At 34.6% G+C, this 25,470-nt stretch carries 18 protein-coding genes; 11 read left to right on the top strand and 7 right to left on the bottom strand.

Annotated elements, in window-relative coordinates; translation table 11 throughout:
• Positions 1–193: 193 nt before the first annotated feature.
• Entirely contained in the window at positions 194–1,207 is a 1,014-nt protein-coding gene (locus H8R24_RS01470) for an outer membrane beta-barrel protein (protein ID WP_187016851.1), read from the bottom strand.
• A 568-nt stretch (positions 1,208–1,775) separates the two neighbouring features.
• Here H8R24_RS01470 and H8R24_RS01465 point away from each other — a divergent pair.
• Positions 1,776–3,173: an MFS transporter gene (locus tag H8R24_RS01465; RefSeq protein WP_187016852.1), complete on the top strand. Its 1,398-nt coding sequence runs from the start codon at positions 1,776–1,778 to the stop codon at positions 3,171–3,173.
• A 20-nt stretch (positions 3,174–3,193) separates the two neighbouring features.
• Positions 3,194–3,688: a nuclear transport factor 2 family protein gene (locus H8R24_RS01460; protein ID WP_225876753.1), complete on the top strand. Its 495-nt coding sequence runs from the start codon at positions 3,194–3,196 to the stop codon at positions 3,686–3,688.
• Positions 3,689–3,754: 66 nt separating this feature from the next.
• On the opposite strand, the gene H8R24_RS01455 is transcribed toward H8R24_RS01460, so the two are convergent.
• The 4 genes from H8R24_RS01455 to H8R24_RS01440 form a co-directional block, all read right to left on the bottom strand.
• Positions 3,755–5,296 (bottom strand): acyl-CoA carboxylase subunit beta, encoded by a 1,542-nt coding sequence (locus tag H8R24_RS01455; protein WP_187016853.1) that lies wholly within the window; start codon positions 5,294–5,296, stop codon positions 3,755–3,757.
• Positions 5,297–5,393: 97 nt separating this feature from the next.
• Positions 5,394–6,833, bottom strand: a complete 1,440-nt coding sequence (gene accC, locus H8R24_RS01450; protein WP_187016854.1) for an acetyl-CoA carboxylase biotin carboxylase subunit — start codon at positions 6,831–6,833, stop codon at positions 5,394–5,396.
• A 105-nt stretch (positions 6,834–6,938) separates the two neighbouring features.
• The gene (locus H8R24_RS01445) at positions 6,939–7,424 is read right to left on the bottom strand and encodes an acetyl-CoA carboxylase biotin carboxyl carrier protein subunit (protein WP_187016855.1); all 486 of its coding nucleotides are present in this window, start codon (positions 7,422–7,424) and stop codon (positions 6,939–6,941) included.
• Positions 7,425–7,669: 245 nt separating this feature from the next.
• Positions 7,670–8,095, bottom strand: a complete 426-nt coding sequence (locus H8R24_RS01440) for a DUF1573 domain-containing protein (protein WP_187016856.1) — start codon at positions 8,093–8,095, stop codon at positions 7,670–7,672.
• A 164-nt stretch (positions 8,096–8,259) separates the two neighbouring features.
• Between H8R24_RS01440 and H8R24_RS01435 the strand changes: the two genes are divergently transcribed.
• Both H8R24_RS01435 and H8R24_RS01430 read left to right on the top strand, forming a co-directional pair.
• Positions 8,260–9,513: a sensor histidine kinase gene (locus H8R24_RS01435; RefSeq protein ID WP_187016857.1), complete on the top strand. Its 1,254-nt coding sequence runs from the start codon at positions 8,260–8,262 to the stop codon at positions 9,511–9,513.
• On the top strand, positions 9,510–10,196 hold the full coding sequence (locus H8R24_RS01430; RefSeq protein WP_187016858.1) for a response regulator transcription factor: 687 nt from the start codon (positions 9,510–9,512) through the stop codon (positions 10,194–10,196). The genes H8R24_RS01435 and H8R24_RS01430 overlap by 4 nt, the downstream gene beginning before the upstream one ends.
• Before the next feature lie 69 nt (positions 10,197–10,265).
• Here H8R24_RS01430 and H8R24_RS01425 read toward each other — a convergent pair whose 3' ends face one another.
• Both H8R24_RS01425 and H8R24_RS01420 read right to left on the bottom strand, forming a co-directional pair.
• Complete coding sequence (locus H8R24_RS01425) at positions 10,266–12,470, bottom strand: B12-binding domain-containing radical SAM protein (protein WP_187016859.1); 2,205 nt, start codon at positions 12,468–12,470, stop codon at positions 10,266–10,268.
• A 92-nt stretch (positions 12,471–12,562) separates the two neighbouring features.
• The gene (locus H8R24_RS01420; RefSeq protein WP_187016860.1) at positions 12,563–13,846 is read right to left on the bottom strand and encodes an MFS transporter; all 1,284 of its coding nucleotides are present in this window, start codon (positions 13,844–13,846) and stop codon (positions 12,563–12,565) included.
• 355 nt (positions 13,847–14,201) lie between these two features.
• On the opposite strand from H8R24_RS01420, the gene H8R24_RS01415 reads away from it, so the two are divergent.
• From H8R24_RS01415 to bshC, 7 genes are all read left to right on the top strand, one after another.
• Positions 14,202–14,810, top strand: a complete 609-nt coding sequence (locus H8R24_RS01415) for an RNA polymerase sigma factor (protein ID WP_187016861.1) — start codon at positions 14,202–14,204, stop codon at positions 14,808–14,810.
• Between the two features lie 90 nt (positions 14,811–14,900).
• Entirely contained in the window at positions 14,901–16,007 is a 1,107-nt protein-coding gene (locus H8R24_RS01410; RefSeq protein WP_187016862.1) for a FecR family protein, read from the top strand.
• 161 nt (positions 16,008–16,168) lie between these two features.
• Positions 16,169–19,882, top strand: a complete 3,714-nt coding sequence (locus H8R24_RS01405) for a SusC/RagA family TonB-linked outer membrane protein (protein ID WP_187016863.1) — start codon at positions 16,169–16,171, stop codon at positions 19,880–19,882.
• A gap of 9 nt (positions 19,883–19,891) precedes the next feature.
• Entirely contained in the window at positions 19,892–21,373 is a 1,482-nt protein-coding gene (locus tag H8R24_RS01400; protein ID WP_187016864.1) for a RagB/SusD family nutrient uptake outer membrane protein, read from the top strand.
• A gap of 13 nt (positions 21,374–21,386) precedes the next feature.
• Entirely contained in the window at positions 21,387–22,250 is an 864-nt protein-coding gene (locus tag H8R24_RS01395; RefSeq protein WP_187016865.1) for a zinc-binding metallopeptidase, read from the top strand.
• A 68-nt stretch (positions 22,251–22,318) separates the two neighbouring features.
• On the top strand, positions 22,319–23,689 hold the full coding sequence (locus tag H8R24_RS01390; protein WP_187016866.1) for a DUF4302 domain-containing protein: 1,371 nt from the start codon (positions 22,319–22,321) through the stop codon (positions 23,687–23,689).
• Between the two features lie 176 nt (positions 23,690–23,865).
• On the top strand, positions 23,866–25,455 hold the full coding sequence (bshC, locus tag H8R24_RS01385; RefSeq protein WP_187016867.1) for a bacillithiol biosynthesis cysteine-adding enzyme BshC: 1,590 nt from the start codon (positions 23,866–23,868) through the stop codon (positions 25,453–25,455).
• Positions 25,456–25,470 lie beyond the last annotated feature (15 nt).

Raw genomic sequence — 25,470 nt, 5'->3', positions numbered from 1 at the left:
TGCTGCATCAATAACATAAAGAGCTTTCTATACTAGAAAGCTCTTTTTTTTTACTGGTCATACAAAACTAGAAGTAGTTTGTATATATAAAAAAACTGCCAAAACATCTAAAGTGTTTTGACAGTTCTCCAAAAAAAAAATTATAATAGTAATCTACGACATACAATTTAAAAACTTTTGTATTAGCACACGATTAAAAACCGTACACTACACCAAAAGCTACTTGAGCAGCTGATTTAGTAGGCAGCATGTTCGAATCAACAAACACATTGTTTGAAGCATTATCCAATCTAATCTCAGGTATAAAAGTCAATCCTCCAGATTTTAAATTAGCAGACAAGGTTACAGCAGTAAATGCAGTATCACCCGAACCCACTTTGTAATCAAAATACTCACCACGCAGTCCTAAGCCAAAATTATCTGACACAGCATACGATGGATACAAAGCAACACCTGTATAACCTACATCACCTACATTTGAGTAATCAGCAGCATTTAAACCTAATTTAAATTTATCAGTAAGTTGGAAAGTAGCTGTTAAATCTACTATTGTTCCACTCACAGAACCATCCATAAAGTTAAGATACGCACTAACATTCTCGGTTGGAGTAAGTGACAATTGAGCTCCAACAGCGTTCAGCCCTTTAAAAGCATCCGCAGTGTATGAATTCCAAGCATCATTAAAAGCACCTACCATAAATCCTACTTTATCAGATATCGCATAATTTACTTTTACCCCTGCGTTTTGAAACGGTCCATTGGTAAATAAATAAGAAGTAGAGTAGTTGAAATTCGCTAACGGAGAAATTACCTCATACCCTACAAATGTTCCCATGAAACCAGCGGTAATACTTAATTTATCGGTAGCAGCATAAGAGGCATATAAATTTTGAACATGAAATGAATTAGCCCCTAATTCATTATAAGTTCCATCAGAATTTAAAATAGATTGAAACTGACCTCTAGGACCAAAAGAAATCTCACCTACAAAAGACGTTTTTCCAGTAGTTTTTTTCACTGCAATATCGATCATACCAATAGAAACCGAATTTTGATCAGAAGCAAAACTAGTAGGGATATTTCCTGTTTTAGAAAAATCGTACTTATAATATAAATCTCCCGAACCTGAAATTTCTAATGGTTTATCTTGCGCAATTGCCATAGTTCCTGTTAGCATTAAAGCCAGCATAATTACTACTTTTTTCATATTAATTTAGTTTTAGTTAGTTACTTTATAAATGTTTAATAAATCAGAAAAAGCTTATTTAAAAAAGCTCTTTTCGTTAAATCTTGAGACGAATTTATCAACTTTTATTGAAGATGAATTAATAAAAACGGAGTTTTTAACTTAAAATCATACGAATTATTAATTCCAAAAAAACAGTTTAAAAAAATAAGTATTCCATATTTTTGAGCTATTAAAAACAAAGTATTCATAACGCCTTTTTCAACAACAACCCATATGAAATTTAAAAACAAATACTAAAAGTTGCTCAAAAACAATAAAAATTAAAACAAAACACTGCCAAAAACAAAACAACCTCTATTAAAAATAGGGGTTGTTCAAAAATAGATTAAACATGAGAACTAAATCAAACCAAAAAAAAAAACTTTCCTGAACATTGAATTTCATCAAAAAAAAAGGGAGCGTCATTAAAAAAGCTACATTGAAATTATAATTTCATATATTAGATCTAGTAAACAAAGAGCAACAGACCAAAAAACAACTAGTTCCCCTATAAAAACTAAAAACCAGTTCTTATCCAAAAACCAAAATGCATCATAAAATAAGTTTAAAAGAAAAAATAGGTTACGGCCTGGGAGATGCCGCTTCTAGCATGTTTTGGAAAATATTCAGCATGTACCTATTGTTTTTCTATACAGACGTATTTGGATTAACTCCAGCAGTTGTTGGAACTATGTTTTTAATCACCCGAATATGGGATTCCTGCCTTGACCCTATCATAGGTATTCTTGCTGACCGAACAAAAACACGATGGGGAAAATTTAGGCCTTACTTATTATGGACAGCAATCCCATTTGCAATTCTAGGCTTATTCACTTTTTACACACCAGACTTTGATGAAAAAGGAAAAATAATATACGCTTATATCACGTATTCCCTCATGATGATGACCTATTCCATTATCAATGTTCCTTATGCCTCGCTGTTGGGTGTTTTATCGTCTGACCGCAAAGAACGAAACGCACTCTCCTCCTACCGCATGGTTTTTGCTTTTGCGGGAAGCTTATTGGCATTATGGCTCCTTGAACCATTAGTAAACCATTTTGGCGGCAGCATGAATTCAAAAACAGGATGGTTGTACACGATGGCCATTTTTGGTTGTATTACCACTGCTTTTTTCTGGACTTGTTTTATATTGACTACTGAACGTGTACACCCCATATCCAATCAAAAAGCAAATTTAAAAGAAGACCTAAAAGACCTATGGAAAAACAAGCCTTGGTGGATATTACTAGGATCTGGAATAGGCGCCTTACTTTTTAACGCCATTCGAGATGGCGCTGCCGTTTATTACTTTAAATACTATGTAAGCCACACTAATAGCTTCAGTTTTACAATCCTTCAAGAGACCTTTTCTATAACACCTACAACGCTATACCTAGTTTTAGGACAAGCCGCTAATATTATTGGAGTTATTGCAGCAACTCCCATTGCTAATAAAATAGGAAAGAAAAATACTTTTTTTTGGGCGATGACATTTGCAGCTATTCTAAGTGGTCTTTTTTATTGTATCGAAAAAGAAAATACCAGCATGATACTCTTATTTCAAGTTCTCATTAGCATTTGCGCAGGCAGTATTTTTCCTCTAATTTGGTCAATGTACGCAGATAGTGCCGACTACTCCGAATGGAAACAAGGACGAAGAGCTACAGGGCTCATTTTCTCAGCCTCTTCTATGTCACAAAAACTAGGATGGACATTAGGCGGAGCTTCAACTGGATGGCTGCTTGCTTATTATGGCTTTCAAGCCAATATTGTTCAAACCGCAGTAACCCAACATGGAATTTTATTAATGTTAAGTTTACTTCCTGCAGCCGCTGCTATTTTGTCGGTTTGTTTTATATTTTTTTATCCACTGACCGAAAAGAAACTTCAATTAATAGAGCTAGAACTCAACGAACAACGAAAATCAACAAAACAATCTTAGAATCAAAAACACCAGTCACAATGAAACAGTTCCCAATTTTTTCGATATTATTCACTACCCTTCTTCTTATTGCTTTTAGCGGTACAGCCCAACAAAACAAATCAAAACAAGCTGTATACCAATACACGCCTGATGATGTAGCATTATACAAAACGATTGTTGCCATGGATTATACTTTTTTCCAGGCATATAACAGCTGTGATTTAGAGAAGCAAGCAGCTATTTATAATGACAAAATTGAATTTTATCACGATCAAGGTGGCTTAATTACCTCAAAACAAGATTTAATTGAGGGCACTCGAAAAAACATTTGTGGTAAAGTAACCCGAAAATTAATCGCAGGTAGTATTGAAGTGTATCCTATAAAAGATTTTGGAGCTATTGAAATAGGGCTGCATCAATTTCATAACAATACTGAAAAGGCAGGAACACCGTCTCATGCTAGTAAATTCATTATTTTTTGGAAAAACGATAATAATGTATGGACAATCACAAAAGTGGTTAGTTTGCATTAACTACCGCCTTAAAAGAAAAAAAGCCATTCGCTTTCGCAAATGGCATCCAGATACTATTAAAAAAATTTATAACGGAATATTACCGTGTTTTCTATCTGGCATGACCGCTACTTTGTTTTCTAACATACTGAACGCTTTTATCAATTTACGTCTTGTATCTTGTGGCAAAATCACCTCATCAACAAAACCTCTTTGCGCTGCAGTATAAGGATTAGCAAACAAATTAGCATATTCCGTTTCTTTTTCTAAAAGCTTAGCAGCAGGATCAGCCGCTTCGCTAATTTCTTTTTTGAAAATAATTTCCGAAGCTCCTTTTGCTCCCATTACAGCGATTTCGGCTGTTGGCCAAGCAAAATTCATATCGGCACCAATGTGTTTAGAATTCATCACATCATAAGCTCCACCATACGCTTTACGAGTAATTACGGTCACTCTAGGAACTGTCGCCTCACTCAATGCGTACAACAACTTAGCTCCGTGAACAATAATTCCGCTCCACTCTTGATCCGTTCCCGGTAAAAAGCCAGGTACATCTACCAATACCAATAACGGAATATTAAATGCATCACAAAAACGAGTAAATCGGGCTGCTTTTATAGAACTATTTACATCTAATACACCTGCTAGATACAAAGGCTGATTGGCAACAATTCCGATGCTTCTACCCCCTATTCGAGCAAAACCAACAATAATATTCTCGGCAAAATTCTTATGAATTTCATAAAACGAATCCTCGTCGATAATATTACTAATTACCTCATGCATATCATAAGGTTTGTTTGGGTTTTCAGGAATTATGGTTGCTAATTTATCACGTATCTCATCGTTTAACTCATAAGGCAACTTTTTAGTTACTTCTTTATTGCTTTGTGGCAGGTAACTCAACAAAAGCTTTAAATCTTCTAAACATTCAACATCATTACTTGATGTAATATGAGCCACACCCGATTTAGTCGAATGCGTACTTGCACCTCCTAATTCTTCTGATGTTACTGTTTCATTCGTTACTGTTTTAACCACATTAGGACCAGTAACAAACATATAACTCGTGTCTTCGACCATCATCGTAAAATCAGTCATTGCGGGTGAGTAGACTGCACCACCGGCGCAAGGCCCCATAATAGCCGAAATTTGAGGAATCACACCCGAAGCTTGGACGTTTCTAAAGAAAATATCTGCATACCCACCTAGAGAACGAACCCCTTCTTGAATACGTGCTCCTCCAGAGTCGTTTAACCCAATCATAGGCGCTCCCATTTTGACAGCCATATCCATGACTTTACAAATCTTCTCGGCATGTGTCTCAGACAATGCACCACCAAAAACGGTAAAATCTTGTGCAAAAACATACACTAATCGACCGTTAATAGTACCATAACCCGTAATCACACCATCACCGTTGTAGATTTCTTTTTCCATACCAAAATCAGTGGTACGGTGTGTTACTAACATCCCAATTTCTTCAAATGAACCTTCGTCCATCAAATAATTCACACGCTCTCTGGCTGTTAATTTTTTCTTTTCGTGTTGTTTTGCAATTCTTTTTTTACCTCCACCCAAATGAGCTTCGGCAATTTTATCGTTTAATATCTTTATTTTATCTTTCATACTCTTCTGTCTTTTACCTCCAATTCACAAATTATATTCGCTTGCACCCGTTTTTCTTTCGATCCTTACCTAGGATAAAAATTATAATGAATAAAAATTAATTAGGTAATCTCACCACCTTTTGATCTTCAAAATATTGCTTCAAAGCGACAAGCGCAGCAATTTCGGCTTCTTGATTCAATTGATTTTTCATCTTCGCACTATCGTAATATTTCTTTACAAAATGCGTGTCAAAATTCCCAGATCGAAATGCCTCATGCTCACAAACAAATTTACCAAAAGGCAAAGTTGTACTCACTCCTACTACTTCATAATCATCAATTGCTTGGATCATCAATTGCATCGCTTCTTCTCTCGTTTCTCCGTATGTAATCAATTTAGCCAGCATTGGATCATAATAAATAGGAATATCCATCCCTTGCTCAAAACCGTTATCAACGCGAATTCCTTTACCAACAGGCAATTTATACACTTCAAGATTCCCCACACTTGGAAGAAAATCATTCAAAGGATCCTCTGCATACACACGCAATTCAAGCGCATGTCCTTTTATTTCTAAATCTTCTTGCTTGATTGTTAACGCTTCTCCACGAGCCACTTTAATTTGCATTTCTACAAGATCCGTTCCCGTAATTAACTCCGTTACTGGATGCTCTACTTGCAAACGGGTGTTCATTTCTAGAAAATAAAAATTATTATTTTCATCTAATAAAAATTCTACTGTACCAGCACCTAAATAATCACAAGATTTAGCAACAAGGACAGCTGCTTCTCCCATTTGCTTACGTAATTCTGGTGTTAATACAGATGAAGGTGCTTCTTCAACTACTTTTTGATGGCGACGTTGAATACTACATTCTCTTTCAAATAAATACAAAATATTTCCGTGGCTATCCGCCATGATTTGAATTTCGATATGTCTAGGCGAGGCCACATACTTTTCGATAAAAACTGAACCATCACCAAACGCATTTGTTGCTTCGCTAATGGCTCTATTCATTTGGGATTCAAACTCTCCTTCATTTTCTACAACGCGCATTCCTTTACCACCACCACCTGCTGATGCTTTTATCAAAATAGGAAAACCTATTTCATTTGCTACTTTTTTAGCGGCAGCAATATCTGTAATCGCTTCATCCAAACCAGGAACCATTGGGATATTATAAGCTTTAACCGCTTCTTTTGCTGCTAATTTACTTCCCATTATATGAATTGCTTTCGACTTTGGCCCAATGAAAATGATATTGTTTTTTTCGGCCTTTTCGGCAAATTCAGCGTTTTCACTCAAGAAACCATAGCCTGGGTGAATCGCGTCTACTCCAAGTGATTTAGCCACTTCAATAATTTTATCTCCTAATAAGTACGACTGGTTAGAAGGTGCTTCACCAATACAAACTGCTTCATCGGCAAATTTTACATGAGGTGCATTTCGATCAATTGTAGAGTAAACAGCCACGGTTTTTATTCCCATTTTCTGAGCCGTTTTCATTACTCTTATGGCAATTTCTCCTCTATTGGCAACTAATATTTTTTTCATATTTTAGTAGATAAAAGAAGAAAGATCAATTCAGTGTCAGAGCCAACCTATGTTTTCTCTAACCCTTGATTTGCGACTTTCTTCTTGCTTCGTATTTCTTGTTTATTACTCAAATTCGATTAACAGCTGTCCTTTATCAACAGCGTCACCTTTAGTAACCGAAATGGATTTTATGATTCCATCACGAGGCGACAGGAAACTATTCTCCATTTTCATGGCTTCAAGTATCAACAAACTATCGTTTTCTTTTACTTCCTGCCCCACCCTCACGCTAATTTCTAGAATTAAACCGGGCATAGGTGCTTTTATAGCATTGACTTGTTTTGTTGCTCCTACCTCAAATCCCATTTCTTTGATAAGTAAATCCAGTGCATCAGCAATTGCTACTGTGTACAGATTGTTATTTACTTTGACAGTATATGTTTTTTGATTAAAATTAGCAGACACAATCTCTGCCTTAAAAGGAGTATTTTGGTGTAAAACATGAAACTTATTGGCTTCAATACTAACCGAGTCAAGTTGGGAGACTTGTTCCTTATCAATATCAAATTGAAAGGAGTCATTTACGTTTACTTTGTAGGTATTACTCATTTGTCATTTTTTATAAGACGTAAAAATAAGTAAAGAAAACGTTTTCGTAAAATAAAACAAGGTGTTTTATGCTAAATTGATATAGTTAACAACGGTTTAGTTAAATAAAAAGCCCTTTTCCTAATATGTATATAGTATTTATTCTAAATCAACAACAAGCACCAAACACAAAAAGGCTCCAAATCAGTTTAGATTTAGAGCCTTACAATTAACTTTTTATACCTTTATAAAAGTAAAATAGATTTTTATCCTTGAATGACAGCTGGTTTTACAACACCTCTTAAAGTCAATACACTAGGAGTTTCGGTTGCATTTGTAGTTACTGTAACTGTTTTAGAAAAAGCACCTACGTTTGCCGCATTATAAGTAGCAGTCACTGTACCAGTTGTTCCCGGTAAAATAGGTGTTTTTGTATACGCCGTAGCCGTGCAACCGCATGAACCTTGAACATTTGTAATTATGACAGTTGTTTTACCTGTATTTTTAAACTCAAAATTTATTTCTTTGGGTTTGTTTTGCGGAATTTCACCTACATCGATCGTTTCTGATTTCCAAGAAATTGATGCAACCGTTGAAGCCGTTTTTTCGACTAGAACAGCAATAGGCTCCGCAGCCGAAAAAGACATTAATCCTAGAGCCAATGCCAACATTGAAAGTTTGATGGTTTTCATAATATAGTTTTTAATAATTAAAAGTTTAATTTCTTTGTTAATTCAAAAGTAATTCAGAAAACAGTTGCCTCTTGTTAAGCAGTTTCAAATGATTGTTAATGACTTGTTAATGCTGATTTTTAAAACATATTTTGATTAATATTACACTTTCTAAAATCACCCACTTGAAAATAAACAAACTCAATAGCATCATACTTCTAGGATTCATTGCTATCATCGGGATACTAGTGGCACAATTGCTATGGACAAAGGAGGCTTTTAACATCGAAGAAAAAAAATTCAGCCAAAAAGCGCATATTGCATTGATTGAAGTGGCCAAAAAACTATACCAAAGTACCAATAGAGAATTGCCGTTTGAAAATCCTGTTAGAAAAATATCCAATGACTACTATATTGTCAATATTGACAACGACTTTGATCCTGCGATTTTAGAATTTTATCTCAAAACCGAATTCAAAAAAATCAATCTAACGACTGACTTTGAATATGCTGTCTACAACTGTCAAAGTGAAGAAATGATTTATGGTAATTATGTTTCGCTAGACGCAAATACAAAAAAACAAAGTACCGTATACTTCCCAAAACACAAAAACCTAGTCTATTATTTTGCCATTCGCTTTCCTAATGAAACTAATTATCTGTTTAGCTCTTTGCGGTTTTGGTTTGTGCTTTCGCTGGCGCTAATTGTGATTTTATTGATTTATGTCTATTCGATTTATACGCTTATTCAGCAAAAAAAATACTCCGAACTGCAACGGGACTTCATTAACAATATGACGCATGAGTTCAAAACACCCTTGTCATCCATATTAATTGCTTCCAACTATTTGATAAAACAAGAACCCATTATACAAAACGAACGACTAGAGAAATACACCCAGAGCATCATTGTACAAGGAAACAAACTGAATCAGCATATTGAAAAGATTTTAAATGTAGCCAAATGGGATCATTCCCCTTTAGAATTATCTAAAGAAAAAATTGCTGTCTTGCCCATTCTAAATGATGTAATCGAAAATATCGAACTCAAAAACCAAGGAATTGCAATTGTTATCGAAAGTGATTCTAAAGCGGTTTATATCCATGCAGACCTTTTTCATTTTACTAATTTAGTTTACAACCTTATTGATAATTCGATAAAATATTGTGCCGAAAAACCTTCGATTATAATCAGGATTTCAACTGAAAATAACTTTATAAAACTCGAATTTATTGATAATGGAATCGGAATATCCAACAATGAAATCTCGTATATCTACGATAAATTCTACCGTATTTCAAGCAATGAAGTCAATGGCTTTGGTCTTGGATTGTATTATGTGAAAAAAGTATGCAATTTGAATCATTGGAAAATAAAAGCAACTAATAATCCAACTCAGGGTATTACCCAAACCATTTTAATCCCTAGTAAATCATGAGTATGTTCAAAATTCTATATGCCGAAGATGATGAAACATTGGCTTTCTTGACCAAAGACAATTTGGAACAAAACAACTATGAAGTGACCCACTGCTGCGATGGTCAAGTTGCCATTGATGCTTTTAATGAAAATCAATTTGACATTTGCATCCTAGATATCATGATGCCAAAAATGGATGGATTTGATTTGGCCACTCAAATTAGAAAAACAAATACTGACATCCCTATTATTTTCCTTTCGGCAAAAACTTTAAAGGAAGACCGCATTAAAGGGTTGCGTTTGGGTGCCGATGACTATTTAGTAAAGCCTTTTAGTATCGAAGAATTACTATTAAAAATTGAAATTTTCCTGAAACGCTCTCAAAAAATCGTGCCTATCAAGGACGCTAATTTGGTAATTGGAAAATACCAATTCGATTCAAAAAACTTTACTTTATTCGATGAAAACGAAAAAATCAGTCTGACGCAACGCGAATCAGAACTCTTAAAATTATTTTTAGACAATAAAAACACCGTTCTAAAAAGAGAACAAATATTAACTTCGCTTTGGGGCGACGATGATTACTTTATGGGACGAAGCTTAGATGTTTTTATTTCTCGCTTACGCAAAATATTGGCCAACGAACAAGGAATTGCAATTGAAAATTTACACGGAATAGGTTTCCGGTTTACAGTCGCATAAATTAATTTGACTAAAAACTTAGAAATATGATTATTCTACTTGAAGTAATCAATTGCAAGCAAGCTTTTACTACAAAACCAGCAACCCAAATTCTCTTAAAGTATTCACTGGTTTAGAATACCAGAACAATTCAAAATCTTCTAGTTTAGTCTCAAAATCAGTTTTTAATTCCTGAAAAGTATAGGTTTTAGCCTTAGAAACTGTGATTTTTAAAAGCATTTCTACTAACCAATCCCCCTCTTCAGCGCTGGTTTGAATCGTAAAACTTTCTTTTTTATCATGGAAAGTAAGACTCATCATTTCCCATGAATTCCCTTTTTTAGATTTGGTAAACTTTTCTACACTAGGCTTCCCTCCTAACCAAACTATTTTGGCATTGGGTTTAATTGTAAAATTGGCTTCCTCTTGCAAAGCATCAAAAATAAAATCTTCAGGGATTTTAGATTTCGGAATTTTAAAATCAAACCAATCTTGCAATTCGTAGTCAAAACAAATTCCGTGCATAAAATTAAACAAGGATTTTTTGAGTCCGAAACTAAACTTATCATGGTCAATTCCTGTCGAATCAATATAGTTAATATCGTTATTAGCAAAGGTTCCAATAACCTCGGTTTCTTTTACCACGCCAAATTTCTCTGGATACAATCCAACCGGACTGTGCGCCGTCATGGCAAATTGATGCCAAAAACCCGACTGCAAAACACCCGCTTCAAATAACTGACGCACCATTTCGAGACTATCCACCGTTTCTTGAATGGTTTGTGTAGGATAACCGTACATTAAATACGCATGCACCATCACACCAGCCTCGGTAAAATTGCGCGTTACCTTTGCCACCTGCTCTACGGTAACGCCTTTATCAATCAATTTCAATAAACGATCTGAAGCTACTTCGAGTCCGCCAGAAACTGCAATACAACCAGAAGCTTTTAACAACAAACATAAATCAGCCGTAAAGCTTTTTTCGAATCGAATGTTGGTCCACCAAGTCACTGATAATTTTCTTCGAAGAATTTCTAACGCTAAGGCACGCATTAAAGCTGGCGGTGCGGCTTCATCAACATAATGAAATCCGTTTTCGCCCGTTTGCTCCATCATTTCCTCCATACGATCACACAGCAAACTAGCAGCAATGGGTTCGTAAATTTTTATATAATCTAAAGAAATATCACAAAAAGTACATTTTCCCCAGTAACATCCGTGCGCCATAGTGAGCTTATTCCAGCGACCGTCAGACCACATTCGATGCATTGGATTCACAATTTCGATAACCGAAATGTATTTATCCAATAACAAATCAGAATAATCTGGAGTTCCCACTTGTGATTGTTTGTAATCAGGTTTTAGGGAATTATTTTTATAGACCACCTTACCGTCTTCTAACAAAAAAGTACGTTTATATCTTCGTGGCTCCCCTCCTTCGGAGGGGTCGGGGGAGGCTAATTCTTCTACCGGAACTTCGCCATCATCCAAGGTAATATAATCAAAAAATTCAAAAACACGAGCGTCAGATAGTGAACGTAATTCGGTGTTTGGGAAACCACCACCCATAGAAATCTTAATTTCGGGATAGTGTTTTTTAACCCATTGCGCTGATCGAAACGCACTGTATAAATTCCCAGGAAAAGGAACTGAAATTAGAAATAAAGTAGGTTTAACTGCTTCAATTTTTTCTTTTAAAGTCGAAAGCAAAACTGAATCAATATAGGTAGGTTCCTGCTGTAAAGCGGCATATAATTCATCAAAAGAATTTGCTGATCTCCCTAAACGTTCGGCATATCGGCTGAAGCCAAAATTAGCATCGACACATTCTACAATAAAATCAGAGATATCTTCAAGGTATAAAGTCGCTAAATGTTTCCCTTTATCCTGCGTTCCCATGGTTCCAAAAGCCCAATCGAGTTCTTCTAACTGTGCAAAACGAGAAGCCTCCGGCAAATAATCTTCCTGGCAAATCTGGAGTGCTAATGTTGGATTCTTTCCTTGCAAAAAAGCGATAACAGCATCAATTGTTTTAATGTATTCCTCTTGCAAAGCATAAATACGCTTGGAATTATCTGAAATTCCTTCAACTGTAAACTTTAAACTTGCAACCTGAAACAAACTTTGCAATCCCTCTTTCGAAAATAATTTCAAAATCACTTCAATACCTAAATCTGCCTGAAAGGCTTCAATCCCTTTTGTGTTTAGAAACCCCTTTATGTAAGCAGTTGCTGGATAAGGAGTATTCAATTGTGTAAAAGGCGGCGTAATAAGGAATAATTTAGTTTTCAAAGGGAATAAGTTTTGTGCAAAAATAAGGGATAATTTTAGTATTATGACTAAAACTTCCATTAGATATTAAACCTCTTAAACAAACAATATCCTTAAAACTTGTGCTCTTTCTTGCTAATCATCAACAATGAAAACAAAGAGATACAAGCTGCAGCACTCAAATAAAATCCAACATAAGTCAAACTATAATGCGTTGCAAGCCAAATAGCAATCATAGGTGCAAATGCAGCTCCTATGATACCCGCCATGTTAAATGCTAACGAAGTTCCGGAATAGCGAACAGTAGTAGGAAATAATTCAGATAAAAAAGTCCCTAATGGTCCATATGTAAATCCCATTAAAGTCATTCCTACGCACAAAAAGAAAGTCACCAGAAACGGACTTCCTGAATTCATGAAAAAGGAAAATGCAAAACCAAAGATAACTATAGCAATTGTAGCATAAATAAGCATTTGTCTGCGCCCAATACGATCAGCAATTAAAGCAGAAACCGGAATAAAAAGCGCAAAAAATAAGACCGAAAACAATTGCATCAACAGAAAATCTCTTTTGGAATAGCCTAAATCTGATGTTGCCCAACTCAAGGTAAAAACGGTCATTAAATAAAAAACTAAGAACGTAGTCATGGCAGCAAATGTCCCAAAAATCAATTGGTTTTTATAAAATTTAATTAGGGTAAGAAACGGTACTTTCACTTCATCTTTTTCTTTTTTAGCATTTTCAAACGCCGGAGTTTCTGTTATTTTCAATCGGATATAAAAACCTACAACAACTAGTAGCGAACTCGCAATAAAAGGAATTCTCCAGCCATAATATAGAAAAGCTTCGGCGGTCATCGTATCTGTTAATATCAAAAATGTACCCCCAGAAAGCAACAAGCCTATGGGAGCACCTAGTTGTGGGAACATTCCGTACCAAGCGCGTTTATTAGGCGGAGCATTTTCGATGGCTAATAATACAGCACCGCCCCATTCTCCTCCTAAACCTAACCCTTGACCAAAACGACATAACATTAATAACAATGGAGCCGCTATTCCAATATTTGCGTAGCTAGGTAAAAAACCAATACTCACCGTAGAAATTCCCATGGTCAATAAAGCAACTACCAAAGTAGTCTTACGACCAATCTTATCTCCATAATGCCCAAAAACTGCTGAACCCAAAGGACGAGACAGAAACGCAATCGAGAATGTTGCCAAAGAAAGCAAAACCGAGTTAGTGCTATCCGTAGAAGGAAAAAACAATTGAGGAAACACTAAAACCGCAGCATTAGCATAAATATAAAAATCAAAAAACTCAATTGTTGTACCTATTAAACTACCAAAAAGCACATGCTTTAATGAGTTTTCTTTCTTAGAATTTGAAGTATCTTTCATTTGTATGTTAAAATATTTCGATAAAAATGAAACTATTTTTCGAAAGTAGCAAATCTATTACTACACAAATCAAGGCTCGACATGCACAAGTCTGTAAATAAAGATTAGAATGAACCGCTAAAATAAAAGCCACATCTAAATTATTTTGAATAAAACAAAAAGCATTGCCAAAGCATTAATACGAAAACAATAATACAAAGAGCTAAAACTAATGATTTTTTACTTTTTATTCAGTTAAAATACCAAATCACCGAAATTACTATTGTTTTAAGAAAACTATTTGGTTATCTATATATAAAACCGTAAAATTACAGAAAATTAACATAATCTTAATATACCATTCAAACCTGTCACTTTGAAAATAAAATTTAAAAATAGCATTCCACTTGACGATTCCACTTTGTGGAGTAAATTAAAGGCGGGCGATGAAAAAGCATTTTCATTACTTTTTGAAAAGTATTATGAACAATTGCTTCGCTATGGTAATTCATTTTCTTCGGATACTGAAAAAGTGCAAGATTGCATTCAAGATGTATTTGCAGACGTTTGGTTATACAAGAATACTTTAAATGAAAACGCCATAGTAAAAGCCTACCTTTTATCAAGCGTAAGAAACCGTCTTGCTAGAATTCAAGAACGAGATCACATTTTTAGAAAAACAACTTCGACTGATTCGTTGGACTTTTTATTTGATTTCTCCATAGAACATCAATTAATTATAGACGAAAGCACAGCCGATAAAGTTAACCTACTTAATAAAAACATCAATCTTTTACCTTCAAGACAAAAAGAAGCACTGTATCTTCGTTACCACCAAGGCCTCAGCGTCGAACAAATTGCAGACCTGCTTGATGTAAATTACCAGTCGGCAAATAACTTATTACACCGCGCATTACTTCATTTGCGTAAGGAGTGGAACAGCTGTATTCCCTTACTATTACTGCTCTCACCTTCTGTATTATAAATTTATCTTAAATAAATTTAAAAAAAATCTTAATTTACTGAGTATATAATACGAAATCTGTCCTTTCTGTATTTGTAACCTTATTTTTAGATGCAAAAACGTAACAATTATACAGAAATAGAAGATTTTTTAATCGACGAATCTTTCCAGTCTTGGGTACGAACAAATACCGACAATGGAAACTGGGAGGAGTGGACTTTAGAAAATCCAAAACGTGCTAAATTAGTAGAAGATGCTAGAATATGGATTCTTGCCATGAAAGTTCCTTCTGATACTTTGCCCGCAGCTACACTACAGACAGCATTAATTGCAACTTGGAATAAAATCGAACAAAAAGAAACACTTACAAAAAAAGAAGTAAAACTTTGGAAATATAATTGGCTTAAGTCTGTTGCGGCAGTTTTGGTTTTTGGTTTACTCGCCTCATGGACTTATAGCCATTTATTTACTGCTAACAATTCGACCAAAATTTACAATGAACTTATTGACGAAAATGACGAAGGATTAGTAGAACAAACCAACAACTCAAACAATCCTCAAATTATAACTTTATCGGACGGAAGTTCCGTATTACTACAGCCAAACAGTAAATTAAGTTACCCTAAAATCTTTGTTGGTAATGAACGTAGAGTTTACTTATCAGGAGAGGGATTCTTTGAAATTAGCAAAAATCCTAAAAAACCTTTTCTAGTCTACGCTAATGAAATCGTGACTAAAGTTGTAGGAACTAGTTTTAGAATTAGTGCCTTTTCTAATGAACCAAATGTAGAGGTTGTTGTACGAACAGGAAAAGTGAAAGTACAATCAAATGAAAAATTATCAAATTCTAATAAAAACAAGGAGATCATATTACTGCCCAATGAAGCCTTGCGTTTTACACGTCAAAATTCGACCTTCAATAAAATTACTGATATTACTAAAGATGCTACCCTAGTACACTCTATTAGAACTATCGAACAATTAAGTTTTGATTTTACTGACATTCCTGTTAGTCAGATTTTCAAAACGATTGAACAAGCCTATGTTGTAAACATTGAATTCCCCAAAGATAAATTAAAAGACTGCCATCTTACGAGTGCACTGAATGATCAACCTTTACCAGAAAAATTAAAAATAATCTGTAAAGCCCTAGGAAACAATACAAGTTATGAAATGAATGGAAACCAAATTATCATCACCTCTGATGGTTGTAATTAACTGCGAAAAGCCTATGTAATACGAGAAAATAAATAAAAAAACGCCGAAAATGCTGTAACATCTTCGACGTTTAAATGTAATCAAATTGCCTTCTGTAAAAAGCAATTTGTGATGTTCCTAAAATACCCGATAAAAAGTACAAATTAAAACAAACCAAAATTATGAAAAAACCTGTTGTTAAACAACGATTACTCTTTCGAATCATGAAAATAACATTATTTCAATTCCTGTTGGCCTTTGTGTTTTCTACATTGACCATGGCAAATAGCGTTAAAGGGCAAAAGAAACTAGATACCAAAGTTTCACTAAGTATTGAAAATTTAACTTTATCTAGTGCATTAGCAAAACTAGAAAAAACTGCGAATGTAAAATTTTCTTACAATTCAAGAATAAGTCAGTTGAATCAAAAAGTAAACTACAATGCAAATGATGAAATGTTATCATCAATTCTTACTCATATTCTACAACCGCTAAACATTGGCTACTCTGAGGTAAGCAACCAAATTATTTTACAAAATAAATCATTACAAACCAATGATGTATTGAGTTCAAGTTTGCCACAATCCTTTCTAGACAATACTATTTTTGCCATTACAGCAAAAGGAAGAGTTATAGATGAGAAAGGAAACCCTTTACCCGGAGCTACAGTATTAATCAAAGGCACTAAAATAGCGGTCTTAACTGATGCGGATGGAAATTTCTCCATTGAAGCACCTGCAAATAGCAGTAGACTTGTTATATCATACATTGGTATGGAAACACAAGAAGTAGCTATAAAATCGACTACAATTACAGTAGTCCTTAGCGAATTTGGACAAAAGTTAAATGAAGTTGTAATTACTACTGGTTACGAAAAAACATCAAAAAGAACATTTACAGGAGCTATTAGTAAAATTACCGAAAAGGATTTACTAGTGGAAGGTGTTGTTGATATTAGTAGAATGATCGAAGGAAAAGCAGCTGGTGTAACCGTTCAAAACGTTACCGGTACGTTTGGTACTGCACCAAAAATTACAGTTCGTGGATCTTCATCAATATTTGGAGATACAAAACCACTTTGGGTTATTGACGGAATTGTACAAGAAGATATCGTTAACTTATCTTTTGCTGACTTAGCCTCAGGAAATTCAGAGACTTTACTAAGTTCATCAATTGCAGGTTTAAATGCCAATGATGTTTCGAGTATAGAGATCTTAAAAGATGCTTCGGCTACTTCAATCTACGGTTCAAGATCGTTGAACGGTGTTGTTGTTGTAACTACGAAGCAAGGAAGACGTGAATCTCCAATGAGCATCACTTATTCATTAGAACAAACAGCTAGAACAGTACCTAGTTACAATCAATATGATATTTTGAATTCTCAAGAAACAATGAGTATTCTTAAAGAAATTGAATCAAAAGGTTTCTTATCACTACCTCAAACCTCACAAGGGCGTTATGGTGGAGTTTATAATATTCTTGCCAATGAAATTAATCGCTATGATCAAACAAGCGGTACTTACGGTGTGAAAAATGATGAGCCAAGTAGAAATGCATTTCTTAAAAAATATGAATTAGCAAATACAGATTGGTTTGGTGTTTTATTCAGACCTTCAATCACGCAAAACCATTCATTGAGTTTGTCTGGTGGGGGTAAGAACAACGCTTATTTTGCTTCTCTAGGTTTCTACCATGATCCAGGATGGACAATTGCCGATGGTGTTAACCAACTAACAACCAATATTAAAAACACATTCTTTATCAATGATAAATTCAGCTTAACGTTGTCTACGCAAGCATCTGTGAGAGATCAATCAGCACCAGGAAGTTATGACAGCCTTAAAGATGGTGTAAGTGGTAGTACCACTAGAGATTTTGACATTAACCCTTTTAACTATGTATTAAATACAAATAGAACTTTGCGTCCTTACGATGAAAATGGAAACTATGAGTATTACCGTAATAACTGGGCGCCTATCAATATAATTGAAGAATTAAAAAACAATTATATGGAGATTAAAGTAAAAGACATTCGTTTTCAGGCAGATTTAGCTTATAAAATAAATCCAAAATTAACGTATAATTTTACTGCAAATGCAAGATATGCTAATACAACAAGAGAGCACAACATCCTTGAAAACTCAAACATTGTAGGCGCTTACAACGCTCAAGAAACAACAATTGTAAGAGATGCTAACATATTTTTATACCAAGATCCAGACAATTTAACAGCTCCAAAAGTTTCTGTTTTACCTAATGGAGGGATTTTAAGAAAATTCTCTAACGACTTAACTTCATACAATGTTAGAAATAGTTTTAACTATAAAAATGTTTTCAATAACAAACATGAATTAGAAGGTTTATTTGGTCAAGAATTAAGATCTGTAGATAGAAACAGTAATAACTTCACAGCCTATGGCTTACAATACGATAGAGGTTTAACTGCTTTTACTGATCCTAGAATATTAGAAAAACTAATCAACGGAGGAGAATCTTACTATGCTTTTAATGCAGAGAGAGAAAGAACTGTTGGTTTCTTTGGAAAACTAGGTTACACATACGACAGACGCTATACAGGATCGATCACAGGTCGTTATGACGGATCCAATAGACAAGGAAACAGCAATTCATCAAGATGGTTACCTACCTACACTTTTAGTGGTAAGTGGAATATTATGGAAGAAGATTTCATGAAAAATGTAAGAACAATCAATAACTTAAGCTTAAGAGGTTCTTATGGATTAACTGCAACTGCAGGACCAGCGACAAACTCTTTAGCGATCTACAAAAGTTTTATCACAGACCGTCTTAACTTAGCTGATAGAGAAACTGGATTAAATATCGATCAGTTACAAAATGCCGACTTAACTTGGGAAAAACAGTTTGAAACAAATATTGGTTTAGATTTAGGTATGTTTGACAACAGAGTTCAATTTACAACTGATATCTATAGCCGTAAAGCTTTTGATTTAGTTGATTATGTCACTACTTCAGGAATTGGAGGACAAAAATTGAAACAAGGAAACAATGCCGATATGGAAACAAAAGGTATTGAATTTAGCCTTTCGACTAAAAATTTAAATAATACTAGATTAAAATGGGCTACTTCGTTTAACTTCTCTGTTTACAATCAAGAAATAACTAAGTTACAAAACAATCCATCAGTATTAGGATTGGTTGATGGATCTGGTGGAAATACAATTGGACACCCTAGAAACGCGTTGTACTCTTACCAATTCACAGGATTAAACAATCAAGGTCTACCAACATTTATTATGGCAGATGGAGAAACAGATAATGTTGCAGGTGCTAATTTCCAAGACAACGAAGACATTACAAAATACTTGAAATATGAAGGTTCAATAGAGCCAAATAAATCAGCTGGTATTTCAAATACATTCACTTATGACAATTGGTCTTTAAACATATTCATTGTAGCCGCTGGAGGAAACAAAGTAAGATTAAACCCTATCTACTCTGACGCTTATGATGATTTAACAGTATTCACAAAAGACTTCACAAACAGATGGATTAACCCAGGAGATGAAGCTTTTACAAATATTCCTGTAATTGCTGATCAAAGATTGATTGCCAACTATGCATCACAATCAAAGGATTTAACCAGAGCTTACAATGCGTATAATTACTCAGATGCACGTGTTGCTGACGGTGCTTTCGTACGATTGAAAAACGTATCATTAAGCTATGAATTTCCAAAAGATCTAAAGAAAAAACTAGGAGTAAATGTTTTCTCTATGAAAGCTTCTACAGCTAATCCGCTACTGATCTATTCCGATAAAAAACTTAACGGACAAGATCCTGAATTTTACAGATCTGGTGGTGTTTCACAACCAATAACTAGCCAATACACATTCTCTATTAACGTATCTTTTTAATAAAAAACCATGAGAAAAATAAAAATAACCTTAACACTCCTTGTATTAATAGGATTAAGTACTAGTTGTGACGATTTCCTTTCTGAAATTCCAGACAACAGAACACAATTAGATACTCCAGATAAAATTTCAGAAATACTTGTAAATGCTTACCCAGAGGCGAGCTATATGGATTTTGCTGAAACGATGTCTGACAATGCTTTTGATAGTGAAAACCTACCCGCAACAACGATCAAAAACAGTCAAAACTACAACTGGCAAATGCAAGACGACATCCAGAAAGACACTCCATCTTTCTATTGGGACGCTTGCTACGTCGCAATAGCTCATGCTAATCAAGCGATCGATGCTATTAAAAAACTAGGTAACCCTGCAAACTTGAATGGACAAAGAGGTGAAGCTTTAATGGCTAGAGCTTACTCGCACTTCATGTTGGTAAGTGTGTTTTCACAAAGATACAACCCTGCTACAGCAGCTACAGATCTTGGAATTCCATACATACTAGAACCTGAAACGGTTTTATTTCAAAAATACACACGTAATTCAGTAGCAGAAGTATATGCTAATATTGAAAGTGATATTGAAGAAGGACTAAAATATGTAGGTGATGATTATACACAACCTAAATTTCACTTTAACAAAGCTGCTGCAAAAGCATTTGCTAGTCGTTTTTACTTAGTAAAAGGCGATTGGGACAAAGTATTAACAAACTCTAACGACCTAAGCAGTCAACCAGTTGGAAAGTTAAGAAGCATTGCAGATTATAACCTTCTTGATACAACAACTAGATTCAACATCTATTCCCAAGCTTCAGAAAACTCTAATTTATTAGTGGTATCAACTTCATCATTATACAATAGAACAATAAGAAGTAATCGATTTGGACTTGCTGGAGCCGAGAGAAATACAGTATTTGGATCAGCTACAAACTTATTCAACAAAACATGGTTATACACTAGCTTTTCTAGTAACGGATCTATTTCCATATTTCTACCAAAATTTGTTGAATATTTTAAATATACAAATGCGAATGCTGGAATTGGACTTCCTTATGTAACAAATGTATTATTGAGTAATGAAGAACTATTCCTTAATAAAATTGAGGCGCACATCATGAAAAATGACTTAGCTACAGCAAACACTGAGATAGAGTATTTCTTATCTACACGTACAACGGGTTACTCTGCAACAACAGACAAAGTAACTGAAGCTAAAATCGTAGCTAAATACCCCGTAGTAGCTGATGAATACACACCGTTTTACACTTTAACAAGCATTCAATCTTCCTACATAAAAGCAGTAGCTGAACTTAGAAGAATTGAGTTTATACACGAAGGATTGAGATGGTTTGACATCAAACGTTTTAATTTAAAAGTAACTCACAAAATCTACAACCAACCGAGCAACATCCTAACAAAGGACGATTTGCGAAGAGCGATACAAATCCCATTGCACGTAACTAATACAGGAATTGAAAAAAATCCACGTTAATTAAAAGATAGCTATGAAAATATTAAATAAATACAAAAAATTAATGGTGCTATCAAGTATAGTGCTATTAACCGCATGTGCAAGTGAAGATTCACTAAAAGAAAGTCAATTAGACTTATCTACACCAAGTAAAACAACGCTAGATAACTGGATTGATACTAATTATTTAATTCCGTACAACATTAACGTACAGTATAAATGGGATCAAAACACAGTGGATAACAACCGATTCTTGTACCCACCGATACAAACCAAAGTGCAACCTGTACTAGAAATCATCCAAAAAATATGGTTAAATAGTTATAAGGCAGTTGCTGGACCTGATTTTGTAAAAATTATCGCTCCAAGAGAATTTGTACTTGTAGGAGGTGTGAACTTAAATACGACTGGAACTATTACCTTAGGTCTTGCCGAAGGGGGTAAGCGTATCACTTTTTTCGAAACGGATAAAGTAGACAAAACGAATCGTGCAAACATCAAACGCTTTGTGCATACTATTCAACATGAATACATTCACATCCTAAACCAAACGAAACCTTTTGACGAAAAGTCAATGGCTAAAATCACACCTTCAGGTTACTCTTCTGCATGGTACAACACTACTGATGCAGCTGCTCTAGAGCAAGGTTTCTTAACAGCTTATGCAAAATCAAATATCAATGAAGACTTTGCCGAAACTGCAGCAACGATATTGATCAACTCAAAAGCAGAATATGCTGCGATACTAGCAGGAATAACAACTGCAACCGCAGTAACAAGTATCAAGGCCAAAGAAGCGATTGTCGTGAAATATTATAAAGATGCTTACGGAATTGACCTTTACGCATTAAGAGACGAGGCCGAAAAAAACACTACAGCTGTAATCAACGGAAATTAGTAGTGCAACTAAAGCTCATTCAATCAAACGCTTTAAAATCTATTTTATAAATATATAAATTAATAGAAATGAAACTTAAAAATATAACCAAATACCTGCTTGTTGCTATTTTAGCACTGCAACTGGTTTCCTGCGATAACAAGGAAACCTTAGAATCTCCATTTAACGCCACTCCTACCGAGCGATTAAATGCGAAACAGAAAGAACTAAACGATTTATTAGAATCCTCTGAATTTGGATGGAAAGCAGTCTATTTTACAGATAACACACAACTAGGAGGATACACGCACGTTTTTAAATTTAAAGCTGGAAAAGTAGACATGGCCTCAGATTTTGATGATGATACAGCTTCTTACCCAAGTGAATACAGCATCGAATTAGGAAGCACTGTAAGCTTAGTCTTTACAACTAAAAACAGAATCCATTTACTTTCTGACTCTAACACCTATCCTATCGAGTCACTACGAGGTAAAGGATATAAAGGAGATTTTCAGTTTTTATACTACGGTCAAGAAAACGGACAAATTATCTTTAGAACAAACAGAAGCTTTGAAGAATTGCGTTTTGTAAAAGCAACTGCATCTGATTGGACAGACTTGGCCAAAAGCAGACTAATGATACCTAATGTTATTGGAGCAAGCTCTAGACCATTATTTAGATTATTAGAAACTAATGATGGATCAAAAATTAGTCAATTTGATTTTAGTTTTACAGCCGCAACACGATTTGCAACGGCTAATTCTATCGAAACTGGTTCTACCTTAAGTAATAACATGGGAATTGCATATACCCCAACAGGCATCACTGTAAGCCCTGCAGTAGTTGTAGGTACACAAAAACTTTCTGACTTTACGTATGACCCTGCAACAGGGAGTTTTAATGCAACTGGTACCGCTGGAGTGACGGCGTCGATTAAATATTCTAATAAACCACTAGTTATTACAGAGGACTATAAGATATTACTCAACCCAAATCAACAATTGGTATATGCTTACATTTATAACCTAACAAATACTGCGCCTACGAATTCAGCATTATTTACATCGTTATTGAAAGAAACAGAAGCTGCTTTGACACCTGGTATTATTATCCAACGAATTCAACCATGGTTCAATAATCCTGATGGAACAAATTACATCGAATACAGATTTGCTTACGCGTCTGCACCTACAACAATAATCGCAAGGTATTATCATTATTTTACATTTACCAGCAATGCTGCTACTAGCACAGTAGCATTGACTCATGTAAAATGGAAAACAAGCACCTCGGCTACAGCAGCTAATGTAACTGCTCCAGCATTCTTAAAAAACTTAGATGATCAATTTATGAATCCACAAGGTCTTTATTTCATAAGACAATACGGCCTTGGGTATACAGCGTACACGTTTACTAGTACCAGTACGCCTTTTAGAATGACTGCATATTCGTTTCAATAAAACAAAATGGCAAACTAAATAATAGAACTGGCTACTTTCACAAGTAGCCAGTTTTTTTTTTACTTAATTAAAAGATATAAAACTCCATAATTCAACATTTCCCAAAGCTTTCATAAAACTAAAAAGCCTAACTTTACTTTTTAGTATTTTAGCCTTAAATTTAGAAAATCTTACTTATGCCAACCGACTGTATCAGCTATCAAAATTCTGGATATTTTTCTCCATTGATGAATGATTATTTAGACGAAAAATCAAACGTACAATCCCTATACAACCGCTTCCCTAAATTGGAAAATTTTGAAGCGCAAATTACTGAGAAGAAAGCCAACTTTAATAATGCCTCCAGAGCAACATTAGTTTCTGTTTTAAAAAAACAATACAGCGCCATACAAAGCTCACAACTCACTTTACAAAACATCGAATCGCTAAAAGTAGACAACACTTTTTCCATCACAACTGGACACCAACTCAACTTATTTAGTGGTCCTTTGTATTTTTTATATAAAATAATTTCTACCATAAATCTAACCCAGGAACTTAAAGCCAAGTACCCTGCCCATAATTTCGTACCCATTTATTGGATGGCAACCGAAGACCATGATTTTGAAGAAATCAATTATTTTAATTTTAGAGGTAAAAAAATAAGATGGAATAAAGAAAGTAATGGTCCCGTAGGTCGTTTATCCACCGAAGGGTTATCCGATTTATTTGAAGTATTCCAACAAGAATTAGGATCAAGCACTAACGCTACCACTTTAAAAAAAATATTTCAAGAAGCTTACTTGCAACATAACAACCTTGCTGACGCTACAAGACATCTGGCAAATGCACTTTTTGGAGACAAAGGCTTAGTAATCATAGATGCCGATGATGCCACTTTAAAAAGAAATTTTATTCCGTTTATCAAAGAAGAGCTACTAGAGCAAACTTCTCACAAAGCAGTACTAGAAACTACTGATAAGCTAAAAGATTATAACATTCAAGTCAACCCAAGGGAGATTAACTTATTCTATATCGAAGATCAGCTGCGCGAACGCATCATTTTCGAAAACGGAAAATACACAATAAACCACACCAAAAAAGAGTTTTCAGAAAATGAAATTCTTGAATTACTTGACAGTAACCCCGAAAAATTTAGTCCTAACGTAATTATGAGACCTTTGTACCAAGAAGTAATTTTACCCAATCTTTGCTATATTGGCGGAGGGGGAGAAATTGCATACTGGCTGGAACTTAAATCGTTTTTTAACAAAGTAAACATCACTTTCCCGATGCTTTTAGTGCGAAATTCTGTTTTATTAGCTTCAGACAAGCAAGTCAAAAAAATAGACAAGTTACAATTGAGTTGGAATGATTTATTCGCTAAACAAGGAGATTTAATCAATAGAGTCACTCTTCAAAATTCAGCTTTCCCTATTAATTTAACACCACAAAAGGAACAATTAGCCAAACAATTTAGTGACTTATACGACTTAGCCAAAAAAACCGATAATTCCTTCACCGGAGCTGTAAAAGCGCAGGAAGCAAAACAAACAAAAGGATTAGAAAATCTAGAAAAACGATTACTCAAAGCGCAAAAGAGAAAATTCAGTGAAGAAATAGAACGTACAACAAACTTACAAAACGAATTATTTCCTAATAAAAGCTTACAAGAAAGACAAGCCAATTTCTCAGAATTTTACTTAGAGCATGGCCCTGAATTAATTACTAAATTAATTTCACGCTTAAAACCACTAAAGCAAACATTTGAAATTGTTACTTTATAGATAAAATTAGCACAC

Origin of the sequence: Flavobacterium muglaense (assembly GCF_014305155.1) — a bacterium.
Taxonomy (GTDB): Bacteria; Bacteroidota; Bacteroidia; order Flavobacteriales; family Flavobacteriaceae; genus Flavobacterium; species Flavobacterium muglaense.
The sequence above is the reverse complement of the archived record's forward strand: the minus strand, read 5'-3'. Positions and strand labels throughout refer to the sequence as shown.

Bases quoted from the DNA above. Each gene is read 5' to 3' on its own strand.
- H8R24_RS01470 (WP_187016851.1), bottom strand. From the start codon at position 1,207: ATGAAAAAAGTAGTAATTATGCTGGCTTTAATGCTAACAGGAACTATG.
- H8R24_RS01465 (WP_187016852.1), top strand. From the start codon at position 1,776: ATGCATCATAAAATAAGTTTAAAAGAAAAAATAGGTTACGGCCTGGGA.
- H8R24_RS01460 (WP_225876753.1), top strand. From the start codon at position 3,194: ATGAAACAGTTCCCAATTTTTTCGATATTATTCACTACCCTTCTTCTT.
- H8R24_RS01455 (WP_187016853.1), bottom strand. From the start codon at position 5,296: ATGAAAGATAAAATAAAGATATTAAACGATAAAATTGCCGAAGCTCAT.
- accC (WP_187016854.1), bottom strand. From the start codon at position 6,833: ATGAAAAAAATATTAGTTGCCAATAGAGGAGAAATTGCCATAAGAGTA.
- H8R24_RS01445 (WP_187016855.1), bottom strand. From the start codon at position 7,424: ATGAGTAATACCTACAAAGTAAACGTAAATGACTCCTTTCAATTTGAT.
- H8R24_RS01440 (WP_187016856.1), bottom strand. From the start codon at position 8,095: ATGAAAACCATCAAACTTTCAATGTTGGCATTGGCTCTAGGATTAATG.
- H8R24_RS01430 (WP_187016858.1), top strand. From the start codon at position 9,510: ATGAGTATGTTCAAAATTCTATATGCCGAAGATGATGAAACATTGGCT.
- H8R24_RS01420 (WP_187016860.1), bottom strand. From the start codon at position 13,846: ATGAAAGATACTTCAAATTCTAAGAAAGAAAACTCATTAAAGCATGTG.
- H8R24_RS01410 (WP_187016862.1), top strand. From the start codon at position 14,901: ATGCAAAAACGTAACAATTATACAGAAATAGAAGATTTTTTAATCGAC.
- H8R24_RS01405 (WP_187016863.1), top strand. From the start codon at position 16,169: ATGAAAAAACCTGTTGTTAAACAACGATTACTCTTTCGAATCATGAAA.
- H8R24_RS01400 (WP_187016864.1), top strand. From the start codon at position 19,892: ATGAGAAAAATAAAAATAACCTTAACACTCCTTGTATTAATAGGATTA.
- H8R24_RS01395 (WP_187016865.1), top strand. From the start codon at position 21,387: ATGAAAATATTAAATAAATACAAAAAATTAATGGTGCTATCAAGTATA.
- H8R24_RS01390 (WP_187016866.1), top strand. From the start codon at position 22,319: ATGAAACTTAAAAATATAACCAAATACCTGCTTGTTGCTATTTTAGCA.
- bshC (WP_187016867.1), top strand. From the start codon at position 23,866: ATGCCAACCGACTGTATCAGCTATCAAAATTCTGGATATTTTTCTCCA.